This window comes from Gordonia pseudamarae (genome assembly GCF_025273675.1).
Classification (GTDB): Bacteria; Actinomycetota; Actinomycetes; order Mycobacteriales; family Mycobacteriaceae; genus Gordonia; species Gordonia pseudamarae.
Map to the genome: position 1 here is coordinate 2,204,386 of NZ_CP045809.1, position 21,623 is coordinate 2,226,008.

A 21,623-nucleotide genomic window follows, 5' to 3' on the forward strand; every position below is an offset into this window, starting at 1 on the left:
GGTGTCCGCTCAGCGCAGTGCGTCGATGGCCTTGATGATCCTCTTCTCGGACACCGGGTACGCGGTGCCCAGGCGTTGGGCGAACAGCCCGACGCGCAGCTCCTCCACCAGCCACTGCGCGGCGTCGTTGACGGCGTCCCGGCGTGCGTCCGGCACCTTCGCCAGCCGCGCGTTCCAATGTTCGATGACCCGGTCGATGGTGCGCAGGCCCTGCGCGTCCCGGTCGGCGCCGGCGGGTAACGCTTCCAGTCGCTGCTGTGCGGCCTGCAGGTAGCGGGGCAACTGCCGCAGTGCCTGCAGCGGGGTGGCGGCGATGAAGCCGTCGAAGACCAGGTTCTCGAGTTGTTCTGCGACATCGTCGGCGGCCGCGGAGCCGGCGTGCCCGTCGATGAGCCTGCGCAGCGGGGCGACCTCCCGCAGTGCCGCGACCGCCGCCGAGAAGTAGTCCGGTGCGGCCGACCGAACCTGTGGGCTCAATGTGTCGCACAGGCGGGCGAAGTCATCGGGTGAGCGGACCCCGGACACCGCCGCAGGGTGGGCGGCGACGGCATCGCGGATCGCCCGGTAGGTGCAGTCGGCGACCATCCGATCACGATCGCGGTAAGGGCTCTGGCTCAGACTCAGTCTGCTCAGCGGGTCGAGTCCCGCGGTGATCTTCGGCGTGAGTATCGGAATCCTGTGATCGAGCAGCGCGGCCACCGCCACGAGCAGCATGCGGTCCCGTGCGGCAGCAGAGGTGGCGGCGGTGACCTGTACGCCGGACCGCGACGCGCCCGGCACGGCACGCAGCGCCGGGTAGTGGGTGATGTGTTGTCCGGCAACGGTTGTGGTGGTGGACTCGGCCAGCGTTCCGATCCCGTCGGCGGTCCAGTCGGTGTAGGTCTGGATCGTCGCGGGCCGGGTGTCACCACCGGCGGCCAACCGCCTGCGCAACTCCGGCAACGACCGGCCCGAAGCTATCTGGCGTCCGCGGCCGTCGACGACGGCGAAGTTCATCACCAGGTGTTTGGGCAGCGCCGCGGGCGTGAAGTCGGTGGGTGCGATGGTGGAGCCGGTGATCACCGACAACTCGCGAGCCAGGCCCGCCGCGAGTGGTTCGGACCGCGGGACCAGGCGGGAGAGCGCGAGATCGGCAAACCGGCTCGCCGGGGCCATCGTCTTTCGGATCGCCTTGGGCAGCGTCTTGATCAGTTCGGTCGCCACCTCGCCCCGCAGGCCGGGGACCAGCCAGTCGAACCCGGCCGACCGTATGTGGGGCAGCAGTGGCTCGGGGATCACCACGGTGACGCCGTCGTCGTCGACGGTGGGATCGAACCGGTACCGCAACTCCAGCGTCGCCTCACCCTGCCGCCATGCGGGCGGAAAGTCCTTGTCGGCGTTGGGTACCGCGGTGGCGAACTGTGCCGGGTCCAGATCGAGCAGGCCGGGGTCGGCGCGGCGGGCAGTCTTCCACCAGGTGTCGAAGTGCCGGGTGGATACGCAGTCGGCACCTATCCTGGTGTCGTAGAAGTCGAAGAGCTGATCCTCGGTGATCGAGATGTCACGGCGGCGGATGCGTTGTTCGATGTCGTCGACCGCGTCGAGCAGATCGCGGTTCTTCTGGAAGAACTCGTGTGCGGTGGTCCATTCCCCGTCCACGAGAGCATGCCGGATGAACAGTTCCCGGGAGATGACCGGGTCGATAGGGCCGTAGTTGACGCGGCGCCGGGCCACGAGGGTGACCCCGTACAGGGTGACCTTCTCGTAGGCCATCGCCGCACCCCGACGCTGCGACCAGTGCGGTTCGCTGTAGGTGCGTTTGACCAGGTCACCGGCCAGTCGCTCGGCCCAGAGCGGATCGACGGCGGCCACCGTGTGCGCGAACAGCCGGGAGGTCTCCAGGATCTCGGCGGCCATGATGAAGGCAGGCGGCTTCTTGGCCAGCGCCGACCCCGGAAAGATGGCCAGTGTGGTGCCCCGGGCGCCGGAGTACTCGCGGGTGTCGCCGTTACGGGCGGCGATGTTGCCCAGCAGGCCTGACAGGACCGACCGGTGCACGGCATCGGGGTCGACCTCCCCATCGGGTGTCTGCCAGTCCAGATCGCGCACGATCCGCGTCAGTTGGGCATGCAGGTCACGCCATTCGCGGATACGCAGGAAATGTAGGAACTCGCGCTCGCACATCCTGCGGAATTGATTACCGGACAACTCTTTTCGTTGATCATTCAGATACTTCCAGAGCATCAGGTGACCGAGGAACTCGGACTTGTCGGCGACGAATCTGCGGTGTGCGGTGTCGGCGGCCTCCCGACAGTCGGCGGGACGTTCGCGCACGTCGGGAAGCGACAGCGCCGAGGCGATCACGAGCACGTGGTCGAGGCAGCCGAGCGTGTGGGCCTCGACCAGCATCCGGGCCAGTCGTGGGTCGACGGGCAACCGTGCCATCGTGCGGCCCACCTCGGTGAGCTGTGGACCACGCGAGCGGCGTCGCCGCGTGTCGGTCTCGACGGTCGCCGCGGGCTGTGTCTGCGATCCCGCGGGCGTTTCGCTGATCGCACCCAGTTCGAGCAACGTACCGAGTCCGTCACGGATGGCCCGTGGGTCCGGGGCCTGCACGAACGGGAATTCGGCGATGTCGCCCAGACGCAGGGACGCCATCTGCAGGATCACCGCGGCCAGGTTGGTCCGCAGGATCTCCGGATCGGTGAAGGCATCGCGGGCCTCGAAGTCGTCCTCGCCGTAGAGCCGGATGCAGATGCCGGGTGCCACACGCCCGCACCGGCCCGCCCGCTGGCGGGCACTGGCCTGTGAGACCGGTTCGACGGGCAGCCGATTCACCTTGGTGCGGGTGGAGTAGCGGGAGATACGGGCCGTGCCGACGTCGATGACATATCGGATACCGGGCACGGTGAGCGAGGTTTCGGCGACATTGGTGGACAGCACGATGCGCCGGCCGTCGGAGGGGGAGAACACCTTCTGCTGGTCGGCGATCGACAGCCGGGCGAACAATGGCACGATCTCGGCGCCCGAGGCGACCCGGCGTTTGAGGGCATCGGCGGTGTCGCGGATGTCGCGTTCGGTGGGCAGGAACACCAGTATGTCGCCGCGTTCGTGGGCCCACAGTTCGGTGATCGCGGCGTCGATGCCCTGGATCTGGTCGAGATCGGCGTGATCGTGTTCGGAGTCGGGGGCATCGCGTGAGGTGAGCGGCCGGTACCGGACCTCCACGGGATAGGTGCGCCCGGATACCTCGATGATGGGGACCTCGGGATTGCCGGGGACGGCGAAATGCGCGGCGAACCGGCCGGGTTCGATGGTCGCCGAGGTGATGATCACCTTCAGGTCGGGGCGGCGCGGCAGCAGTTGTTTGAGATAGCCGAGGATGAAATCGATGTTGAGGCTGCGTTCGTGCGCCTCGTCGATGATGAGGGTGTCGTAGGCCCGCAGCATCGGATCGGTGGAGATCTCGCGCAGCAGGATGCCGTCGGTCATCACCTTGACCAGGGTGTTGGCGCCCGACCTGTCGGTGAACCGCACCGAATAGCCGACGGCATCGCCGATCTCGGTGCCGGTTTCGTCGGCGATGCGTTTGGCGACCGAACTCGCCGCGATGCGTCGCGGCTGCGTGTGGCCGATGGTGCCGCGGATTCCGCGCCCGGCTTCCAGGCAGATCTTCGGTAGCTGAGTGGTCTTGCCCGAGCCGGTCTCGCCGGCCACCACCACCACCTGATGCGCCTCGATGGCGGCGGCGATGTCCGCGCGCGCGGCACTGACCGGGAGTTCGGCCGGATAGTCGATACGTGGCAGGCGCCCACGACGGGCCTCGATCCGGTCCCGGGCCGCGCCGATGTCCGCCGTGATCGACTGCACAGCCTGTGGTTTCGGGCTGCGACCGAGCTTGTCGAGCCGTCGCCGGAACCGGAATTCGTCGGCGATCGTCAGTTCGGGCAAGTGCCGCCGGAGCGCACTCACCGTCCCGCGAGGGTCCGGTGTGTCCGCCGAGGGGATTGCCGGCGTGGGACCGGATGGGGTTTTCGAGGCTGCCGACATGATGTGTTCAGGATAGTGGGGGACCCAGGTCACATCGTCATCGCTCACCGGGCATGATTGCTTCCATGGTTGATTCGCTGTGGCATGGCTTTGCGGACATGGGTTCGGTCGTCGCGAACGGACGGTTCGTGGTGGCGCGGGGTGCGGGCACCCGTATCTGGGATGCCGAGGGCAACGAGTATCTCGATGCCACGGCCGGTCTGTGGTTCACCAACGTCGGGCACGGGCGCACCGAGGTCGCCCAGGCCGTCGCCGACCAGCTGACCAAGGTTGCACACTATTCGGGATTCGGCGACATGGCCGCCGATGTCACCGTCGAGCTGGCCGACCGGCTCGGCGATATCGCGCCGGTGCCGGGCAGCAAGGTGTTCTTCACCTCCGGCGGCAGCGATTCTGTCGATTCGGCCGCCAAACTGGCCCGCCGGTACTGGCATGAGCTGGGCAAACCCGAGAAGAACATCATCGTCGGCCGGACCAAGGCCTATCACGGTATGCATGTCGCGGGTACCGCGCTCGCCGGGATCCCGGTCAACCGTGAGGGCTACGGCGAACTCATGCCCGACGCCGAAACCGTGGACTGGGACAACGCCAAAAGCCTGCTCGGCCTGATCGAGCGGCTCGGCGCCGACCGCATCGCGGCCTTCTTCTGTGAGCCGATCATCGGCGCCGGCGGCATCTACCTGCCGCCGGACGGGTATCTCGACGAGGTGCGCCAGATCTGCCGCGACCATGACGTGCTGTTCGTCGCCGACGAGGTGGTCACCGGTTTCGGCCGCATCGGCGGATCGTGGTTCGCCTCGTCGAGGCTGAACCTCGAGCCGGACATGGTGACCACCGCCAAGGGCCTCACCTCGGGGTATGTGCCCATGGGCGCGGTGTTCATCGCGCCCGATGTCGCCGAACCGTTCTTCTCCGGTGGAGTGTGGTGGCGACACGGTTACACCTATGGCGGCCACGCGGGCGCCGCTGCCGCGTCGATGGCGGTGCTGGACATCACCGAACGCGAGAACCTGCTCGACGAGGCGCTGCGCTTGGAAGGCGACCTCGCGGCCGCGCTCTCGCCGCTGGCCGAGCTGGACACGGTCTCCGAGGTGCGTACCGGTCTGGGCGCGGTCACCGCGATCCAGCTGGCCGACCCGGCGGAGGGTCCGGCGATGATGGGCCGGATGCGCGCCCAGGGCGTCAGCGGCCGTGTCGCCGGTCAGGGCGCCCTCCAGATATCACCGTCGTTCGTGATGACCACCGCCGAGGTCGATGAACTCGCCGACCGACTCAAGACCGCCCTCACATTCTGAAGGCCTGCCAGGGTGAAGTCGGCTTCGGCGATCGTTACCACAAGACGCCGGGGCGGTATTCGATCGTTGTGGTCGACCGGGTGTCGGGCACGTCGGCTTCGCGGGCATTCACGATCGAATGACCCTGCTCAACCAGCGGCAGATGCCCGGGTACCGCACATGCGGTACCCGGGCATCTGTGTCGGGGCGAGCTGAACTCAGGCGAGTGCTTCGGCGGCGGTGATGGCCTGGGCGACGCCCTGGACGGTGGCGGCGATCTTGACCGCCTCCCACACCTGCTCCTTGGTGAGGCTGCCCTTGCGGACCACGTCGTCGTGCGCGGCCACGCAGTGCTCACAGCCGTTGATCGTCGACACGGCCAGGCTCCACAGCTCGAAGTCGACCTTGTCGACGCCGGGGTTGCCGATGATGTTCATCCGCAGACCCATCCGGACCTGGGCGTAGTCGTCGCCGAGGAAGCCCTTGGCCCGGTAGGCGACGTTGTTCATGCCCATGATCGAGGCGGCGCCGAGTGCGGCGTTGAACGCCTCCTCCGACAGGGTGTCTCCGGCTTCGTCGGAGATCTCACGAAGAACCGTGGCCGACTTGGTGGCGGCCGCAGCGGCGAGGAAGGTGCCCCACAGCTGCTGCTCGTTCAGTTCGGTCGACCGCGCCAGGGACCCGAGGTTCAGCTTGAGGTCCTTGGCGTACTCGGGGACTGCCGCCTTCAGGTTGTCGATGCTCATCGTGGGCGTCTTTGCCTTTCAGTCGCGATTGGGGTGGGCGCTGGTGGAGTGGAAGATCTGCGGATCAGACGCTGGCGGTGAGGAGTTCGCCGGCGTTGATGGTCGGATCGCCCTTCTTCCAGTTGCAGGCGCACAGTTCGTCGGACTGCAGGGCGTCGAGGACCCGCAGCACCTCGTCGACGTTGCGGCCCACCGAGCCGGCGGTCACCGAGACGAACTGGATTTCGTTGTTGGGGTCGACGATGAAGGTGGCGCGGTCGGCGACACCGTCGGCGTTGAGCACACCGGCTGCCTCGACGAGCTCACGCTTGAGGTCGCTGAGGATCGGGAAGGGGAGGGTCTTGAGGTCTTCGTGCTGTGCACGCCACTGGAAGTGGACGAACTCGTTGTCGACGGAGGCGCCGAGCACCTGGGCGTCGCGGTCGGCGAACTCGTCGTTCAGTTTGCCGAAGGCAGCGATCTCGGTAGGGCACACGAAGGTGAAGTCCTTCGGCCAGAAGAAGACGATCCGCCACTTGCCCTCGTCGTCGTCCGAGGTGACCTGGGTGAAGTAGTCGTCGGGCTGTTGGGCGTCAACCTTGCTCAGATCGCCGCCGATCACTGCGGTGAGGTTGTATGCGGGGAACTGATCGCCGATGGTCAGCAGAGCCATAGTCTTTCACTCCTACTCGAATTGGTACGGCCGTCGCGGTTGCCGCCGATGGCGTTCCGGGGCCGAATTGCCGTTTCACACGTACGAGATATAGTCTGCCGCAGACCGAGTGAAAGTTAAAGTCGATCAGTTGGCGTAGACTGATAGATATGTCCGATAAGACTTATCAGCCTTCCATTAATGCCCTGCGTACGTTCGTGTCACTGGCCCAACATCGCCATTTCGGTGCCGCGGCAACCGAGTTGGGTGTGACGCAACCCACGTTGTCGCAAGCTCTCGGTGTCCTGGAAACAGGTCTCGGATGCCGGCTCATCGACCGGACCACCCGCCGGGTACTGGTCACCCCGGAAGGAGAATCACTGCTACCCAAGGCCATCGCCGCACTCGACGCCGTCGACGAGTTCGTGGCCGCCGCCGACCGCAACCACGACGCGCTCACCGGTATCGTCCGCATGGGGGTCATCCCCACCGTCGCGCCCTACATCCTGCCGACGGTGCTCACCGGTCTGGCTGCCGAACTACCCGAACTCCGGCCGCAGATCATCGAGGACCAGACCGCGCGGCTCCTGGCGGCGCTGCGCGACGGCACGCTCGACGTCGCAGTGCTGGCGCTGCCTACCGAAGAACCAGGACTGACCGAGATCCCCATGTACGCCGAGGATTTCGTCCTCGCCCTGCCCGCCGATCACCCGATGAGCGGGCGCAGCCGGATCAGCCCGCGGATCCTGGCCGACCTGCCCCTGCTGCTCCTGGACGAAGGACACTGCCTACGCGATCAGGCGCTGGAGGTCTGCAGCCTCGCCGGCGTGGAGGTGGAGGAGGGCCGCACCCGGGCTGCTTCACTGACCACCGCGGTGCACTGCGTGGCCGGCGGCCTCGGGGTCACCCTCATCCCGCGTACCGCGGTGGCATCGGAGACCGCGTCCGGACGGCTGGTCACCGTGGAGTTCACCAGGCCGCGGCCGGGGCGGCGGATCGGGCTCGTGTGCCGCTCATCGGCCGGGCGCGATGCCGACTATCGTCGGCTGGCCGGCATCGTCGCCGATCTCGTCGCCGCCGACGGAGCGGCCCGCCATGACGACGAAACCGCCTCCCTGACCCTGTGATTCAGGTGTCGACCCGGGAGGTGAGCGCCTCCCACTCGTCGACGAGGCTGGAGTCGACGTCGCGCACCATCGCGCCCACTTCCTCGGTGAGCGCGACGATCTCGTCGGTCATCACCGAATGGGGAAGTCCCGTGCGCAGTACCCGGTAGCAGTCCGACAGGTACCGCAATACCACTCCTTCGCTGCGCGCCAGCCCGTAGGCGGAGATCAGCTCGGTGAACGTCATCGCCCGCTCCCGCATCTCCCGCAACACCGACTTGGGCGAGGGGCGATACGAGGCGATCCACGGATGGCCCTGCCGATACACGCCATAGGCGTAGCCGATCTCCTCGGCCAGCGGCGTCGGCCAGGAGATCTCTTCCAGCCGCGCCATCCGCTCCTCGTACTCGATGCCGTCGGCCTTCATCTCGGCGATCGCCACGTCACGGGCGGCCTTGCGCTGGGCCAGCAGCAGCGGCCGCGGATCGTCGAGCGTGGACTCCAGGATCGACACCACATCCAGCGTGTACGTCGAGGAATCGGGATCGAGCAGCTCGAACGCGGCGAGCGCGAATGCCGACAACGGGTTGGTGAGGGCAAAATTCTCCGGCACATCGACGCTCAGCGCCACGTTCTTCCCGTCGGCGTCGGGTTCGTCGAGTTGTACGACGATCCCGGCATCGCGCAAACCCCGATACAGGGCGATGGTGTGCAGGATGTGTTTGCGCTGACGTGGGCGCGGCTCATGACTGTCCTCCAGCAGATGCCGCAGCGCCGCGAAGCAGTCGCCCGGTCGGCTGAGCACCTCCATCAGCATCGCCGTGGTCATCCGGAAGTGCGAACGCAACGGCTCGTCCGGAGCTTCGACCAGGGTGAGGAACGTCTTCTCGCCCCACGAGACGAAACCCTCGGGTGGCTTCTTGCGGACCACCTTGCGAAGCTTCTTCGGATCGTCGCCGGCCTTGGCGACCGCCCGGATGTTCTCGATGTCGTGGTCGGGGGCCTGGGCCACCACATAGCCGACGGTGTCGTACCCGGCACGTCCGGCGCGTCCGGCGATCTGATGGAACTCACGCGCCTTGAGCCTGCGCACCCGGGTCCCGTCGTACTTGCTCAGCGCGGCCAGCAGCACCGTCCGGATGGGGACGTTGATACCCACGCCGAGCGTGTCGGTACCGGCCACCACCTTCAGCAGACCCTGCTGGGCCAGCCGCTCCACCAGCCGCCGATAGCGCGGCAGCATACCCGCGTGATGCACCCCGATACCGGCGCGCAACAGCTTGGACAGGGTGGCACCGAAACCGGTGTGGAAGCGGAAATCGCCGATGGCCTCGGCGATCGCCGCCTTCTCTGCCTTGTCGCAGATCTTGGCCGACAACAGCGCCTGTGCCCGCTCGACCGCCTGCGCCTGCGTGAAATGCACGACATAGACCGGTGCCCGGCCGCGCGAGACCAGATCCTCGATGGTTTCGTGGATCGGGGTGACCGCGTAGGTGAACTCCAGCGGTACCGGCCGCACCGCGTCGGTCACCGCGGCCGTCTGCCTGCCCGTGCGCCTGGTCAGATCGTCGATGAAGAACGACAACTCGCCGAGGGTCGCCGACATCAGCAGGAACTGGGTGTCCGGCAGTTCGATCAGCGGAACCTGCCACGCCCAGCCGCGATCGGCCTCACCGTAGAAGTGGAACTCGTCGGAGATCAACACCCCGATATCGCTGGCCGCACCGTCGCGCAGCGCCAGATTGGCGACGATCTCGGCGGTCGCGCACACGATCGGCGCATCCGGATTCACCGATGCGTCACCGGTCAGCAAACCCACATCGTCGGCGCCGAACAGGGTGCACAGGTCGAAGAACTTCTCGCTGACCAGCGCCTTGATGGGTGCGGTGTAGTAGGCGCGCAGCCCCCGGGTGCGGGCGAACGCGATAGCGCCGGCCGCGACCAGGGACTTTCCCGAACCGGTCGGCGTCGCCAGGATCACATTGCTGCCGGAGGCCAGCTCCAGCAGCGCCTCCTCCTGATGCGGATACAGCTCAATGCCCCGATCGGCCCACCAGCCGGTGAAATCATCGAAGGCGTCGTCGAGGTTGTCGGCGGGGGACAGCACCTCGGCCGACCGCGGTGTCAGCTCGCTGATTGCGGACCGCCGTCACCGTCGGGGCCGTTGTTGGACTGCTCGGCCAGAAACTTCTCGAACTCGGCGCCGAGCTCGTCTCCGCTGGGCAGCTCGTCCTCGGCCGCCAGCAACGAGGCGCGCGACTCCTGCGCCTTGGCGTACGAGTCGTACTGCTCCTCGAGTGCGTGCACCACCGACTCGATCTCGCTGTTGCCCGACACCTCGTTGTCGATCTGCTCGCGCATCTGCTCGGCCGCGTTCTCCAGCGCCGACACCGGCAACTCCAGATCGGTGACGGTGGCCACCGCCCGCAGCAGCCGGGCCGAGGCCGCCGGATAGTTCGATTGCGCCAGGTAGTGCGGGACGTGCACCGACAACCCGGAGGCGCGGTAGGACTTCTCGGCCAGCCGCAGCTCCAGCAGCATCGACGCACTAGCCGGCAGCTTCATCGACGACCCCCACCGCGGCAGATCACCCAGCGCACTGACATCGCTGCCATGGGCGGTGATGGTGGACGGACGGGTATGCGGGACCGCCATCGGGATGGCGTTGAGACCGACCACATCGGTCACACCGAAACGTTCGGCGAGACCGGCCACGGCCTCGACGAACCGATCCCACTTCAGATCCGGTTCCGAACCGCTGAGCAGCAGAAATCCGCGACCGGACGTATCGGTGACCGCGTGCACCCGTACCGACGGCATCGTCACCCCGGTGAAACTGTCACCGGAGAACTCGATGGTCGGCCGGCGTGAGCGGTAGTCGATCAGCTCGTCGGAGTCGAAGGTGGCCACCAGCTCGGAGTCGAGGCTGTCGCGGATGTGCTGCGCGGCCAGACCGACCGCGTGCCCGGCGTCGGCGAACCCTTCGAGCGCGTGAATCAGGACAGTGCCCTTACCGTCGTCATCGGGTACGGCGGGTGTGGGAAACTCCATCGAGTACAGCGAGCTCGATTCCGGGGTATGCCCGTCCATCTCGTCCCTCCTCACATCGTCTGGTCCGGTGACAGGGATCAATTGTCCCCTATGGCACCGACACGGGTTGCCGGTGGTGTCACTATGGCGGTCCAACACCGGCGCCGGTGGCGTAGATTCCCGGATTGTTACCCGGACAGGGGAGTGTCGCGGTCACCGACGGCGCCCGACGCTGGCACAGTGGTGGCTGTGGGTTCGCTGACCATGATGACAACACACCGCCGACCCCCGACTGCGGTGTCCTCGCGCAGGCGGGTGCCGGTGATCGTGGGTGCCCTGTGTGCTCTGCTGCTGCCCGGATGCTCGGTCGACGGCCAGGCGCAGTCGGCACCGCCGGCGGAGTCCTTGGCGCCCCGGCTGGTGAGCGCGGACAGCTTCCCGCACGGCGCGTCCCGCGTGCCCGAACCGGCGGTGGCCGCCGTCATCGCCGACGTCGCGGGTCCGTCCGGGACCGTCGATCCGTCGAGCTGCCGCGCCCCCGGCGTCGAGGCCGCGGGCGCGGCGGCGAATGTCGGTCCCGACGCGGGCAGCGAACCCGGCTCCACGCCCGGATCCGGCTCATCCGACGGATCGAGGCCCTCGACCGGCGCGATGGGCACCGGCAATCTCACCGTGCTCATCGCCTACGCGCCGTCCGGGCTGGACGCGTTCGACGACTACGTGTCCCGGTGCGGCCGGTTCGCGACCACCACCGCGGGTGCGGGTTCGCAGATCACCCTGCGCGCGCTGTCGGCACCCGCTGTGGGCGGCGGGACCGATACGCGTGCGCTGGCGCGTACCGTCACCACCGGCGGGCCGGGCCGGGCGATGACGTACGCGATCACCACGCTCATCGCCCAGCGCGACGGCGTCCGCGTGTACGTCGAGCATCGCCGGCAGGGCGCCGGTGCCGATGCCGGGCAGATCGGTGCCGAACCGGAGGCTCTGCTGCGCCGAGCGGCCGCGGCGGCCTGGCGCGACCGGGGCTGAGCCCGCCTGTCCCCTCGCGACGTTCGCGCAGGCCGAATTGGGGACCGTTTCCGGTCGGGCCGGTCCAACCGGCAGCAGCTGGGGACAGTGTGCTCGACCGCCCCGGGAAGCGGTCGCGGACGGCGAGCATATCTCCTATGCCACAGTCTGATCCACAGATCCATGAGCCGGCCGACAGTGACCGGCGCGGGCGGCCGGTGCACGCGGCGACCCTGATCACCGCGATCCCCGCGCTGCTCGGATTCGTACCCGAATCGTCGCTGATCGTGCTCACCTTCCGCACCGACAACACCATCATCGCCACCATGCGTTACGACCTGCTGCTACGGGTGGACGGCAGACCCTCGACCGAACTGCGGGCCACCATCACCGGCATCGGCGACCTGTGCCGCCGATACGGTGCGGCCGCGGCCGTCGCGGTCATCGTCGACGACCGATACCGACTCGCGAGTCCGCAGTACCGGACGGTGCTGACACTGTGCGACCGGGCCTTTCGCACCTGCGGCGGGCTGGCGGCGGGACTGGTGGCCACCGCCATCGCCGACGGGCAACGGTGGTCGGCCGGACACACCGGCGGCGACACCGCCCGCCCCTCGCCGGTGCGGCTTCCGCCGTCGGGCGACGGACTCGTCGGGGACCCGCGCACCTGCCCGACCGCGGTACGCGAAGCCGTCACCACCGGTCGGCGCGTACTCGGCCACCGCGAGGAGATGACCACCATGCTCGACCCCGTCGACTGCGGGTGCCCGCGGTGCCTGTCGGTGCCGGACGCCGGCGGCGACAGCGCGGCGGCGTTGCGGCTGGTGATCGCGAAACTCGAACCCGGGGGCCGGCGACATCGGCCCGCCGACATCGACTGCACCGAGGCCGGCGCACTGGCGGCCGCCCTCACCGACCTCACCGTCCGCGACGCGCTGCTCGCCCTGGCCGTCACCGACCTGCGGGACGAAGCCGAAATACTGTGGCGCGCGCTGGCGCGGCGGCTACGTGGATCGGCCCGGGCCAGTGCGGCCTCACTGCTCGCACACCTGCACTACATCGCCGGGGAGGGTGGGTACGCAGCGGTGGCCCTGGACTGCGCACTCGCCGCCGACCCCGACTGGTCGTTCGCGATGCTGCTGTCGGCAGCGCTGCATTCGGGGGCACACCCCTCGATGCTGTGGCAGATCGTGCCGCACTCGTACCGCATCGCGGACTCGCTCGGTATCGACCTGCCACCGCCGACGAGGGCGAGAGCGGGGTGAGGCCGATACCGTCGTATACCCGAGCGGCGGTGACCCGACCGAGTGGTCAGACCTTCTCGACGAAGATCGAGTGCGCCAACTCCTGCGACAGCTCCAGACCTTCGTGGCCGGGGGAACTGATGACCACCTGCTGGGGGGTCTGGGTGACCGCGACGCGGGCATTGGGCACCACCCCCGCATCGCGCAGCGTGGAGATGAGCTCCGGATCGGACTGCGCATGCTCGGACAACCGCCGGATGATCACCGCCACCGATTCGCCCTGCGGCAGATCCGACAGCCTACTGGCGCCGTCGTCGGTCGGGGTCGCCTCCACCCCCAACAGATCCAGACCGGGGATGGGGTTGCCGTACGGCGAGGTGGTGGGGTTGTTGAGCACCGCGAGCAGCCTGCGTTCGACGTTGTCGCTCATGACATGCTCCCAGCGGCACGCTTCCTCGTGGACCTCGTCCCACGGCAGACCGATGATATCGACCAGCAACCGCTCGGCGAGGCGATGCTTACGCATCACCGCCACCGCGAGCCGACGCCCCTTCTCGGTGAGCTGCAGATGCCTGTCGCCGGCGACATGTACCAGCCCATCGCGTTCCATCCGGGCGACGGTCTGCGAGACCGTCGGACCGCTCTGCTCGAGGCGTTCGGCGATCCTCGCGCGCAGCGGGACGATGCCCTCTTCCTCAAGGTCGTAGATCGTCCGCAAATACATCTCGGTGGTATCGACAAGATCGTTCACGTGGCGCAGTCCCTTCGTCGTCAACAAGGCTACCCTGAGCTGGGCGGGAACACCCCTCACGCCCGATTCGGCTCGCGTGTCCCGGCGCAGGGCCGTCCTCGCCGCGCTCCGGCGCCGTCGAACTCCGGCGCCGTCGAACTGCGGCGCGGTCCGCCAGAGGTGCACGTGCGTGTCCGGCCGTGGCGCCCGTCAAACGGTCGCACATTGCCACCGAGGCCAACTAGATTGAACGTGTGACGAGCGGCACCAACGCAGACCCGAGCGCGGCGGTCATCTGGAGTGAGGACTTCCTTGCTTACAAATGGGCGTACACGCATCCGATGAATCCCGTCAGGCTCGCCCTGACAATGTCCTTGGCGCGCGGCCTCGGTGTTCTCGACGGAATCGAGGAGATTCCGCCCAGCCATATCGACGATAGCGCGTTGACCGTGGTCCACAGCCAGGACTACATCGACGCGGTCCGGGCCGTCGGATCGGGGACCGCGGCACTGTCGGGGCCGCTGCTTGAGCGTCTGTTCGGTATCGGTGGCGCCGACAACCCGGTGTTCGAGGGAATGCACGAGGCGGGCCGGCTGCTCGTGGGCGGCACACTGGCCGCGGCGCAGGCGGTGGCCTCCGGGTCGGTCCGGCGAGCGGTCAACATCGGCGGGGGGATGCATCACGCCATGAAGTCGCATGCCGCCGGTTTCTGTATCTACAACGACTGTTCGGTGGCGATTCAATGGCTGCTCGACAACGGCTACGACCGGGTCGCCTACATCGACATCGACGCCCACCACGGTGACGGTGTAGAAACGGCGTTCGCCGCCGACCCGCGGGTCCTGACCGTCTCACTGCACCAGCATCCGGCCACACTGTGGCCCGGGACGGGCTGGCCCACCGAGATCGGGCAGGGCGATGCGCAGGGCACGGCGGTCAACCTGGCGCTGATGCCCGAGGTCTCCGACCGGCTGTGGCTACGCGCCTTCCACGCGGTCGTGCCGTCCCTGCTCGAACAGTTCCGCCCGCAGATCCTGATCACCCAGTGCGGCGCCGACAGCCACCGCGCCGACCCGCTGACCGATCTGGCGCTGACCGTCGACGGCCAGCGCGCCGCGATGCAGGCGCTGCGCCGCTGCGCCGACACCTATGCCGACGGCCGCTGGGTCGCCGTCGGCGGCGGTGGATACGGGGTGGTCAATGTCGTGCCGCGGAGCTGGACCCATCTGCTGGCCACCGTCCTCGATCGTGACATCGACGTCGATACGAAGGTCGGCGACGATTGGTACGCACAGGCCTCGATCGTGGCCACCGAGGTGCATCCGGACTATGCCCGACCGCCGGAGGGTTCCATGGGCGACGGCGGTCTCGTGGACTACGTAGCCTGGGGCGGGGACACCGGCCAGGCGCCGCCGGACGGAATCTCCGAAGTCGCGCAGCGACAGACCGATCGTGGGATCCTCGCCACCAGGCGTGCTGTCTACCCCCTGCATGGACTCGACCCGGAGGACCCGCGTGACTGATCAGTCGGCTGCCGACCACCCACGTCAACCCGAACCGGCGCCGGCCGCGAGCGCTTCCCCCGCCGAGGCGAAGACCGGTGGCACAACGGCACCGGACCCGCACGGCCGCAGCCCGTGGGACTATCCGCGGCACTGGATCGCCGACGTCCTGGCCTCCGACGGGGGCGTCGTCCACCTGCGCCCTATCGTGCCCGACGACGCCGACCGGCTGATCCGCTTCCATGCCGGACTGTCCGAACGTACGCGCTACATGCGGTATTTCGGACCCACCCCCCGGCTGCCCGCGCGCGAGGTAGCCCGTATGACCACCGTCGACCACCACAATCGGGTGGCGATCGTGGCGGTGCTGGCCGACGACATCATCGCGATGGGTGTCTATGAGGGTCTGGCCATCGACGGCCGCCCCGATGCCGCCGAGGTGGCGTTCGTGGTGGCCGATGAGCATCAGGGGCGCGGCCTGGGTCCGGTGCTGCTCGAACATCTGGCCGGTGCCGCCGCCGAGAACGGATTCACCAGGTTCGAGGCCGAGGTCCTCAGCGAGAATCCGAACATGGTGGCGGTGTTCCGTGACGCCGGGTACCAGCTCTCCCGCAGCTTCGACGGCAGCACCGTGCACGTCGAGTTCGAGATCGATCCCACCGATGCGATCTCGTCGGTGCGCAACGCCCGTGAACGCGCCTCCGAGGCCCGTAGCGTCGCCAACCTGCTCCGGCCGATGTCGGTGGCGGTCATCGGCGCCTCGACCGACCCCCGCAAGGTGGGCAACGCGCTGCTGAGCAACATCGTGGCCGCCGGATTCACCGGTCCGGTGTATCCGGTGAACGGCCCGGTGCACGCCGAGCACACCGCCGACCCCGACGACCCGGCCCCGGCACCCAAACCGTGGGCCGCGATGATGGGGTCGGGCTACACCCCACCGGCCCGCAGATCACGCGAACGCCAGCCCGCGGTGCGCGGCATCCGCGCCTATCCGACGGTGCGCGACATCCCCGACCCGGTCGATCTGGCCGTGGTCGCGGTCCCCGCCGAACGCGTCGACGCGGTCCTCGACGACTGCCTGGCCAAGGGGGTGCGCACCCTGGTGGTGGTCACCTCCGGGTTCGGCGACGCCGGCACGGCGGGACTGGAGAGCGAGAACCGGCTACTGGCCCAGGTGCGCGAACACGGGATGCGTCTGGTGGGCCCCAACGCGCTGGGCGTGGTCAACAACGACCCGGAGATCGCGCTCAACGCCACCCTCGCGCCGCGGATCCCGCAGCCGGGCCGGGTGGGGTTCTTCTGCCAGTCCGGTGCGCTGGGCATCACCATCCTCGACACCGCCGCCCAGCGGCAGATCGGCCTGTCGACGTTCGTGTCGGCCGGAAACCGCGCCGATGTCTCGGGCAATGATCTGCTGCAGTACTGGGACTCGGATGCGGCCACCGACGTGGTCCTGCTGTACCTGGAGAGCTTCGGCAACCCGCGCAAGTTCTCGCGCATCGCGCGGCGGGTGTCCCGGTCCAAACCGATCGTGGCGGTCAAACGGGGCAACAGTGCCATGAGTCCGGTACGGGCCGCCCGGACGAAGGAGGCCCGCATCGACGACGAGATCGCGCAGATGGTGCTCGAACAGGCCGGGGTGGTGCGTGTGGACACCATCGACGAACTCTTCGACTGTGGTTCGGTGTTCGCCTTCCAGCCGTTGCCGCGCGGCCCACGCACCCGCATCATCGGCAACTCGTCGGTGCTGGGCAGCCTGGCCGCCGAGACGGCGCGGTCACATGGACTGGTGGTGACCGACTCCGTCGATCTCGGGGCCGCGGCCTCCGAGGACGCGTTCGAGGATGCGGTCACCGCCGCGATGACCGATTTCACCGTCGATGCGATCCTCGTCGTGTTCGTGCCACCGGTCGCGGTGGACGCGGACTGGCACGCGCGGGCGCTCATGGCCGCCGCCGGCACCCCGGATGCCGACGCGCCCAAACCGATCGTGTCGACGTTCCTGGCGGTGGAAGGTATGCCGGCGGGCCTGACGAAGCCCGGACCGGACGGACTGCCCACCGCCGGGTCGATCCCGTCGTTCCCCAGTCCTGAACGGGCCGCCACCGCACTGGCCAGGGCCTGGCAGTACGCCAACTGGCGCCGGCGCCCCGAGGTTGAGCCGGTGCGGGTGGAGGGGATCGATCACGAGGGTGCCCGGACCCTGGTCCGGGAGGCGCTCACCGATCTGCCCGAAGCCGCCGACGGCCCGGCGCCGACGGTGGCCCTGAACCCGGTCGACTCGCATCGACTGCTGGAGATGTACGGGATCAACGTGGTGCCGTTCCGTGAGGTCCGCACGATGCACGAGGCGTCGGCGGCAGCCCGGGAGCTGGGTTTCCCGGTGGCGGTCAAGGCCACGTCGTCGTCGTGGCGCGGACGGCTGGACAGGGAGGGGGCACGCCTGGACCTGCCCGATGCGACCGCGGTGATCACCGCTTTCACCGAGTTGTCGGCGCTGACCGGCGATTCGGTGCTGCACGTGCAGAAGATGGCACCCAAGGGGATCGGGACGGTCATCGAGATCCGTGACGACGCCTCGTTCGGGTCGGTCATCTCGTACGGACTGTCCGGCCGCACGTTCGAACTGCTCGGCGACCGCGGCTACCGGGCGATGCCGTTGACCGAGTACGACGCCAACGAACTGCTCGGCGAACCACGGTCGGCGACGCTGGTGCAGGGCGCGGACGAGGAGGGCGGAGTCGACACCACGGCGCTGGCCGACGTGCTGGTGCGGGTGTCGGCGCTCGGTGAGGACAACGCGGAGATCCGGAGTCTGGCGATCGACCCGATCCTGGTGTCTGCGGATGGGGCGGCGGTGCTGTCGGCCCAGGTGGTGCTCGGCCCGGTGCCGACCCGTGCCGACAGCGGACCTCGCCGGTTGTAGCGCGCAGGTCGTGGTGGGCGCCGGTCACCGGATGGTGGTCCGGCCCCGCGACGTCACGAGCCGCCACAGGGATCTGGTCCCCGTGGCGGCTCGGATCGACAAGGGTCTGTGCACCTGTGCGGGTGCGATGGTCAGCTCGCGTAGGCGCGCAACCGTTCGGCCCGATCACCGTGGCGCAGTTTGCCCATCACCTCGCGCTCGATCTGCCGGACACGCTCCCGGGACAGGCCGAATGCGCGGCCGATCTGATCGAGGGTGCGCGGCTGACCGTCGTCGAGCCCGTACCGCATGCGGATGACCTGCTGCTCGCGCTCGTCGAGGGTGGCCAGCACCGCACGGATGTCCGAGTGCAGCAGACCCGAGATGACCACGTTCTCCGCCGACGTCGCCTCGGCGTCCTCGATGAAATCACCGAGCGGGGCCTCTTCGTCGTTGCCGACCGGCATGTCCAGGCTCACCGGGTCACGGCTGTGGTCGAGCAGGTCGGCGATCTTTTCCTCGGGGATACCCGACTCGTTGGAGATCTCGGCGTCGGTGGCCTCCCGGCCGAGCTGCTGATGCAGTTCCCGTTTGATGCGGGCGATCTTGTTGACCTGCTCCACGAGGTGGACGGGCAACCGGATGGTGCGGCTCTGGTCGGCCATACCGCGGGTGATCGCCTGCCGGATCCACCAGGTGGCGTAGGTGGAGAACTTGAATCCCTTGGCGTAGTCGAACTTCTCCATCGCCCGGATCAGACCGAGGTTGCCCTCCTGGATCAGATCCAGCAGCGGCATACCGCGGCCGGTGTACCGCTTGGCCAGGGACACCACGAGCCTCAGGTTGGCCTCGAGCAGGTGGGCGCGGGCCATCTCGCCCTCGCGGACGATCAGCTTCAGGTCGCGCTTCTTGGCTGCGGTCAGACGCTTGCCGCTGCCCAGCAGATGATTGGCATAGAGTCCGGCCTCGATCTGTTTGGCCAGCTCGACCTCCTGCTCGGCGTTGAGCAGCGCGGTGCGGCCGATGCCGTTGAGATAGACGCGGACCAGATCGGCGGCGGGGGACTGCGCATCCAGATCCTGCTCGGTCATCGCCGGGCGTGTGCTGGGGGACGGTGTCGCCGACGAGGCGATGCTGGGGGCGACTTCCGGGCGTACAACTGTCGAGCGTGACATTCGGCCTCCTGAATCGAGTGCGTTCACAGGATTCAACGGACTCACCGCCGACAAAGTTCCCGGGCCGCCGCAATCACCGCGGCGCCCGCAAGTGCCTGTGACCTGGTTCGATGTGGTGATCCCCGGACGGCTCGGCTGAGAAGTTGCTAAGAGTCGCCCCGGCGGGAACCGTCGACGACGGTGTCCTCCCACGCCGAACCGCCGATCGAGCGGTCGGTGCGGTCGAGCTGAAGCGGGCCGATGACGTGGTGTTCGGCCCCGTACCGGTAATGCGCCTCCTCGCCCCGTTTGCGCGCGGGACGGTCGTTGGCGACCAACACCGCCACCCACGGCAGCGGGATGGACAGCACCACGATGCCCAGCGCCAGCAGACCAGAGCCGGTGATGTTGTACGCGATGGCGGCGATGATCAGCGCCGGAACGCGAAATGCCATCAGTGTCAGGTATTTGCGCACCCGGGCGCGGTGCTGTGCGTCGAACGATTCCTCGGCGTCGGTGATGAGGAATGCGTCGGCAGATCCGTGATTGCCCATACCTCCACTGTCCGCGCATTCGTGCCCGGTCGCAAGCCGGTGCCGGGTGGGCACACCTGTCCAGCGACCGGGCCGCGCACTTACTATGGTGGGCATGGGAACGCAGACCATTGACCGGCCCGACGTCGACATCGACGAACGGCCCGACACCGATGCCACAGACCGGGGTGATGACGACACCCCCAAGTTCTTCCACTATGTGAAGAAGAACAAGATCGCCGAGAGTGCCGTCATGGGAAATCATGTGGTCGCGCTGTGCGGTGAGACCTTCCCGGTGACCCGCTCGGCCAAGCCGGGCTCGCCGGTGTGCCCCAAGTGCAAGAAGATCTACAACCGGATGCGCAAGGAGTGAGTCGCGCCGCCGGTGGTCGGCAGCGCGCCGGCTAGCGGCGGCGGATCGGTCCGCTGCCGAAACGTTCGGGCAGCGTCTTGATCTGATCGGTGAAGTCCGAGGTCTGGGAGTGCACCCACTCCTTGACCTGGGTCGAAGCCGTGGGTTTGGCCGGCCACATCGACTGGATCGCGGCATTCACCTCGGCGCCGCCGACGATCGCGAAGCCCAGGAAGAACGCGAACAGCAGGAACGCGATTGGGGTGGCCAGTGCGCCGTAGGACACACCGACCTTGGTGATGGTGGCCAGGTACTCGCGCAGCACCGAGCTCGACAACCAGAAGAACACGGCCGCCACGACCGAGCCCGCGAGCAGCCGGTGCCAGGGCGGCGGGTTGGGCAGGGCCAGGTGGTAGAGCGTGGTGAGTACCCCGATCAGCAGGATCGCGACGGCGGGGAAGTAGCCGTAGTCGATGAGCCGGGTCACCCATGAGTCCCATTCGTCCGGCACGATCCTGCGCAGATATGTCGGGCCCAGCGCCACCAGCGGCAACACCACCACCGACACCGCCAGAAAGGCCACATACAGCAGTAGCGCGAAGATCCGCTGCCACACCGGGTTGCGGACTTCGTGCTGATCGTGCGCGCGCACGATCGAGGCGACATAGCACGACACGGCCGACGACCCGGCCCACAGTGACATGACGAAGCCGACCGACACCACGGACACCTTGCCGTGGCTGAGCACATTCTCCACCGTCGGGCTGATCAGGTCGTTCATCACGTTCTCGGAGAACGCGCGACCGGCGAGGGAGATGATCCTGTCGGAGATGACCGTGGTGGTGTCGGCGCCGAACCAGCCTGAAACGTAGCCGAGGCTGCCGAGCAGTCCGAGCAGCAGTGGCGGCAGTGACAGTGCCTGCCAGAAGGCGGCCTGCGCCGCCCACCCGATGATGCCGTGGTTCCACGAGTTGACGATCGTGCGCCAGACCATCTTGTGCATGTTCCGCAGCACCGGCAGGCGCTGCGGAACCGGCTCGGCCTCGGGTGCCGGGTCGCGGTGGCCGTCGGCATCGGCCCGGCCGGAACCGGGATACTTCTCGGCGCCGGCCCGATCGGTACGCAGCGGCACGGTGTCGAGTTGATCTGGGTCGAGTTGATCTGGGTCGAGCTGATCCGGGTCGAGTTGATCTGGGCCGAGTTGATCCGTCCCGCCCGGTACCGGAGCGCGGCGCGGCGCGTCAGGGTGGCCGGATACAACCGGCGACGGTTCGTCGTCGTCGGGTATCGGTGCGGGGTGTCGGTGTCGCGTGGCAATGCCCTTTATCGTGGCGGATCGGAACGCCGAACACGCTACAGGGTCGGTCAGTCGGTTCGGC

General features: G+C 68.1%; 16 protein-coding genes. 7 read left to right on the forward strand and 9 right to left on the reverse strand.

The features are described 5' to 3' along the window. Positions 1–9: 9 nt before the first annotated feature. Complete coding sequence (gene hrpA / locus GII31_RS09740; protein WP_213250120.1) at positions 10–4,029, reverse strand: ATP-dependent RNA helicase HrpA; 4,020 nt, start codon at positions 4,027–4,029, stop codon at positions 10–12. A gap of 65 nt (positions 4,030–4,094) precedes the next feature. Here hrpA and GII31_RS09745 point away from each other — a divergent pair, with 65 nt between their 5' ends. Further along, a complete protein-coding gene (locus tag GII31_RS09745; RefSeq protein ID WP_213249049.1) occupies positions 4,095–5,324 on the forward strand; it encodes an aminotransferase family protein in 1,230 nt (409 codons plus the stop codon). A 197-nt stretch (positions 5,325–5,521) separates the two neighbouring features. Here the strand turns inward: GII31_RS09745 and GII31_RS09750 are convergent, their stop codons facing one another. Together GII31_RS09750 and GII31_RS09755 are read right to left on the reverse strand one after the other, a co-directional pair. Next, entirely contained in the window at positions 5,522–6,049 is a 528-nt protein-coding gene (locus GII31_RS09750) for a carboxymuconolactone decarboxylase family protein (RefSeq protein WP_213249051.1), read from the reverse strand. A 64-nt stretch (positions 6,050–6,113) separates the two neighbouring features. Continuing rightward, positions 6,114–6,701: a peroxiredoxin gene (locus GII31_RS09755; protein ID WP_213249053.1), complete on the reverse strand. Its 588-nt coding sequence runs from the start codon at positions 6,699–6,701 to the stop codon at positions 6,114–6,116. A 149-nt stretch (positions 6,702–6,850) separates the two neighbouring features. Between GII31_RS09755 and GII31_RS09760 the strand changes: the two genes are divergently transcribed. Further along, positions 6,851–7,807, forward strand: a complete 957-nt coding sequence (locus tag GII31_RS09760; RefSeq protein ID WP_213249055.1) for a hydrogen peroxide-inducible genes activator — start codon at positions 6,851–6,853, stop codon at positions 7,805–7,807. A gap of 1 nt (position 7,808) precedes the next feature. Here GII31_RS09760 and GII31_RS09765 read toward each other — a convergent pair whose 3' ends face one another. Together GII31_RS09765 and GII31_RS09770 are read right to left on the reverse strand one after the other, a co-directional pair. Further along, on the reverse strand, positions 7,809–9,893 hold the full coding sequence (locus tag GII31_RS09765; RefSeq protein ID WP_246222191.1) for a DEAD/DEAH box helicase: 2,085 nt from the start codon (positions 9,891–9,893) through the stop codon (positions 7,809–7,811). Between the two features lie 17 nt (positions 9,894–9,910). Further along, on the reverse strand, positions 9,911–10,876 hold the full coding sequence (locus GII31_RS09770) for a PAC2 family protein (protein WP_213249057.1): 966 nt from the start codon (positions 10,874–10,876) through the stop codon (positions 9,911–9,913). A gap of 189 nt (positions 10,877–11,065) precedes the next feature. On the opposite strand from GII31_RS09770, the gene GII31_RS09775 reads away from it, so the two are divergent. Then, positions 11,066–11,845 (forward strand): hypothetical protein, encoded by a 780-nt coding sequence (locus tag GII31_RS09775; protein ID WP_213249059.1) that lies wholly within the window; start codon positions 11,066–11,068, stop codon positions 11,843–11,845. Between the two features lie 137 nt (positions 11,846–11,982). Then, on the forward strand, positions 11,983–13,089 hold the full coding sequence (locus GII31_RS09780) for a DUF4192 domain-containing protein (protein WP_213249061.1): 1,107 nt from the start codon (positions 11,983–11,985) through the stop codon (positions 13,087–13,089). 46 nt (positions 13,090–13,135) lie between these two features. On the opposite strand, the gene GII31_RS09785 is transcribed toward GII31_RS09780, so the two are convergent. Further along, entirely contained in the window at positions 13,136–13,819 is a 684-nt protein-coding gene (locus GII31_RS09785) for a metal-dependent transcriptional regulator (RefSeq protein WP_213250124.1), read from the reverse strand. A gap of 233 nt (positions 13,820–14,052) precedes the next feature. On the opposite strand from GII31_RS09785, the gene GII31_RS09790 reads away from it, so the two are divergent. Together GII31_RS09790 and GII31_RS09795 are read left to right on the forward strand one after the other, a co-directional pair. Then, positions 14,053–15,321 carry an acetoin utilization protein AcuC gene (locus tag GII31_RS09790; RefSeq protein WP_213249063.1) on the forward strand — a complete coding sequence of 423 codons (1,269 nt, stop codon included), beginning with the start codon at positions 14,053–14,055 and terminating at the stop codon, positions 15,319–15,321. After that, a complete protein-coding gene (locus tag GII31_RS09795) occupies positions 15,314–18,226 on the forward strand; it encodes a bifunctional acetate--CoA ligase family protein/GNAT family N-acetyltransferase (protein ID WP_213249065.1) in 2,913 nt (970 codons plus the stop codon). Before GII31_RS09790 ends, GII31_RS09795 begins: the two co-directional genes overlap by 8 nt. Before the next feature lie 131 nt (positions 18,227–18,357). Here GII31_RS09795 and GII31_RS09800 read toward each other — a convergent pair whose 3' ends face one another. Together GII31_RS09800 and GII31_RS09805 are read right to left on the reverse strand one after the other, a co-directional pair. Then, positions 18,358–19,380, reverse strand: coding sequence for a sigma-70 family RNA polymerase sigma factor (locus tag GII31_RS09800; RefSeq protein ID WP_287383543.1), 1,023 nt, complete (start codon positions 19,378–19,380; stop codon positions 18,358–18,360). A 146-nt stretch (positions 19,381–19,526) separates the two neighbouring features. Beyond that, the gene (locus GII31_RS09805) at positions 19,527–19,913 is read right to left on the reverse strand and encodes a DUF3099 domain-containing protein (protein ID WP_213249067.1); all 387 of its coding nucleotides are present in this window, start codon (positions 19,911–19,913) and stop codon (positions 19,527–19,529) included. 94 nt (positions 19,914–20,007) lie between these two features. On the opposite strand from GII31_RS09805, the gene GII31_RS09810 reads away from it, so the two are divergent. Then, entirely contained in the window at positions 20,008–20,265 is a 258-nt protein-coding gene (locus tag GII31_RS09810; protein ID WP_213249069.1) for a DUF3039 domain-containing protein, read from the forward strand. A gap of 31 nt (positions 20,266–20,296) precedes the next feature. Here GII31_RS09810 and GII31_RS09815 read toward each other — a convergent pair whose 3' ends face one another. Beyond that, positions 20,297–21,376 (reverse strand): YihY/virulence factor BrkB family protein, encoded by a 1,080-nt coding sequence (locus GII31_RS09815; protein WP_246222192.1) that lies wholly within the window; start codon positions 21,374–21,376, stop codon positions 20,297–20,299. Between the last annotated feature and the right edge of the window lie 247 nt (positions 21,377–21,623).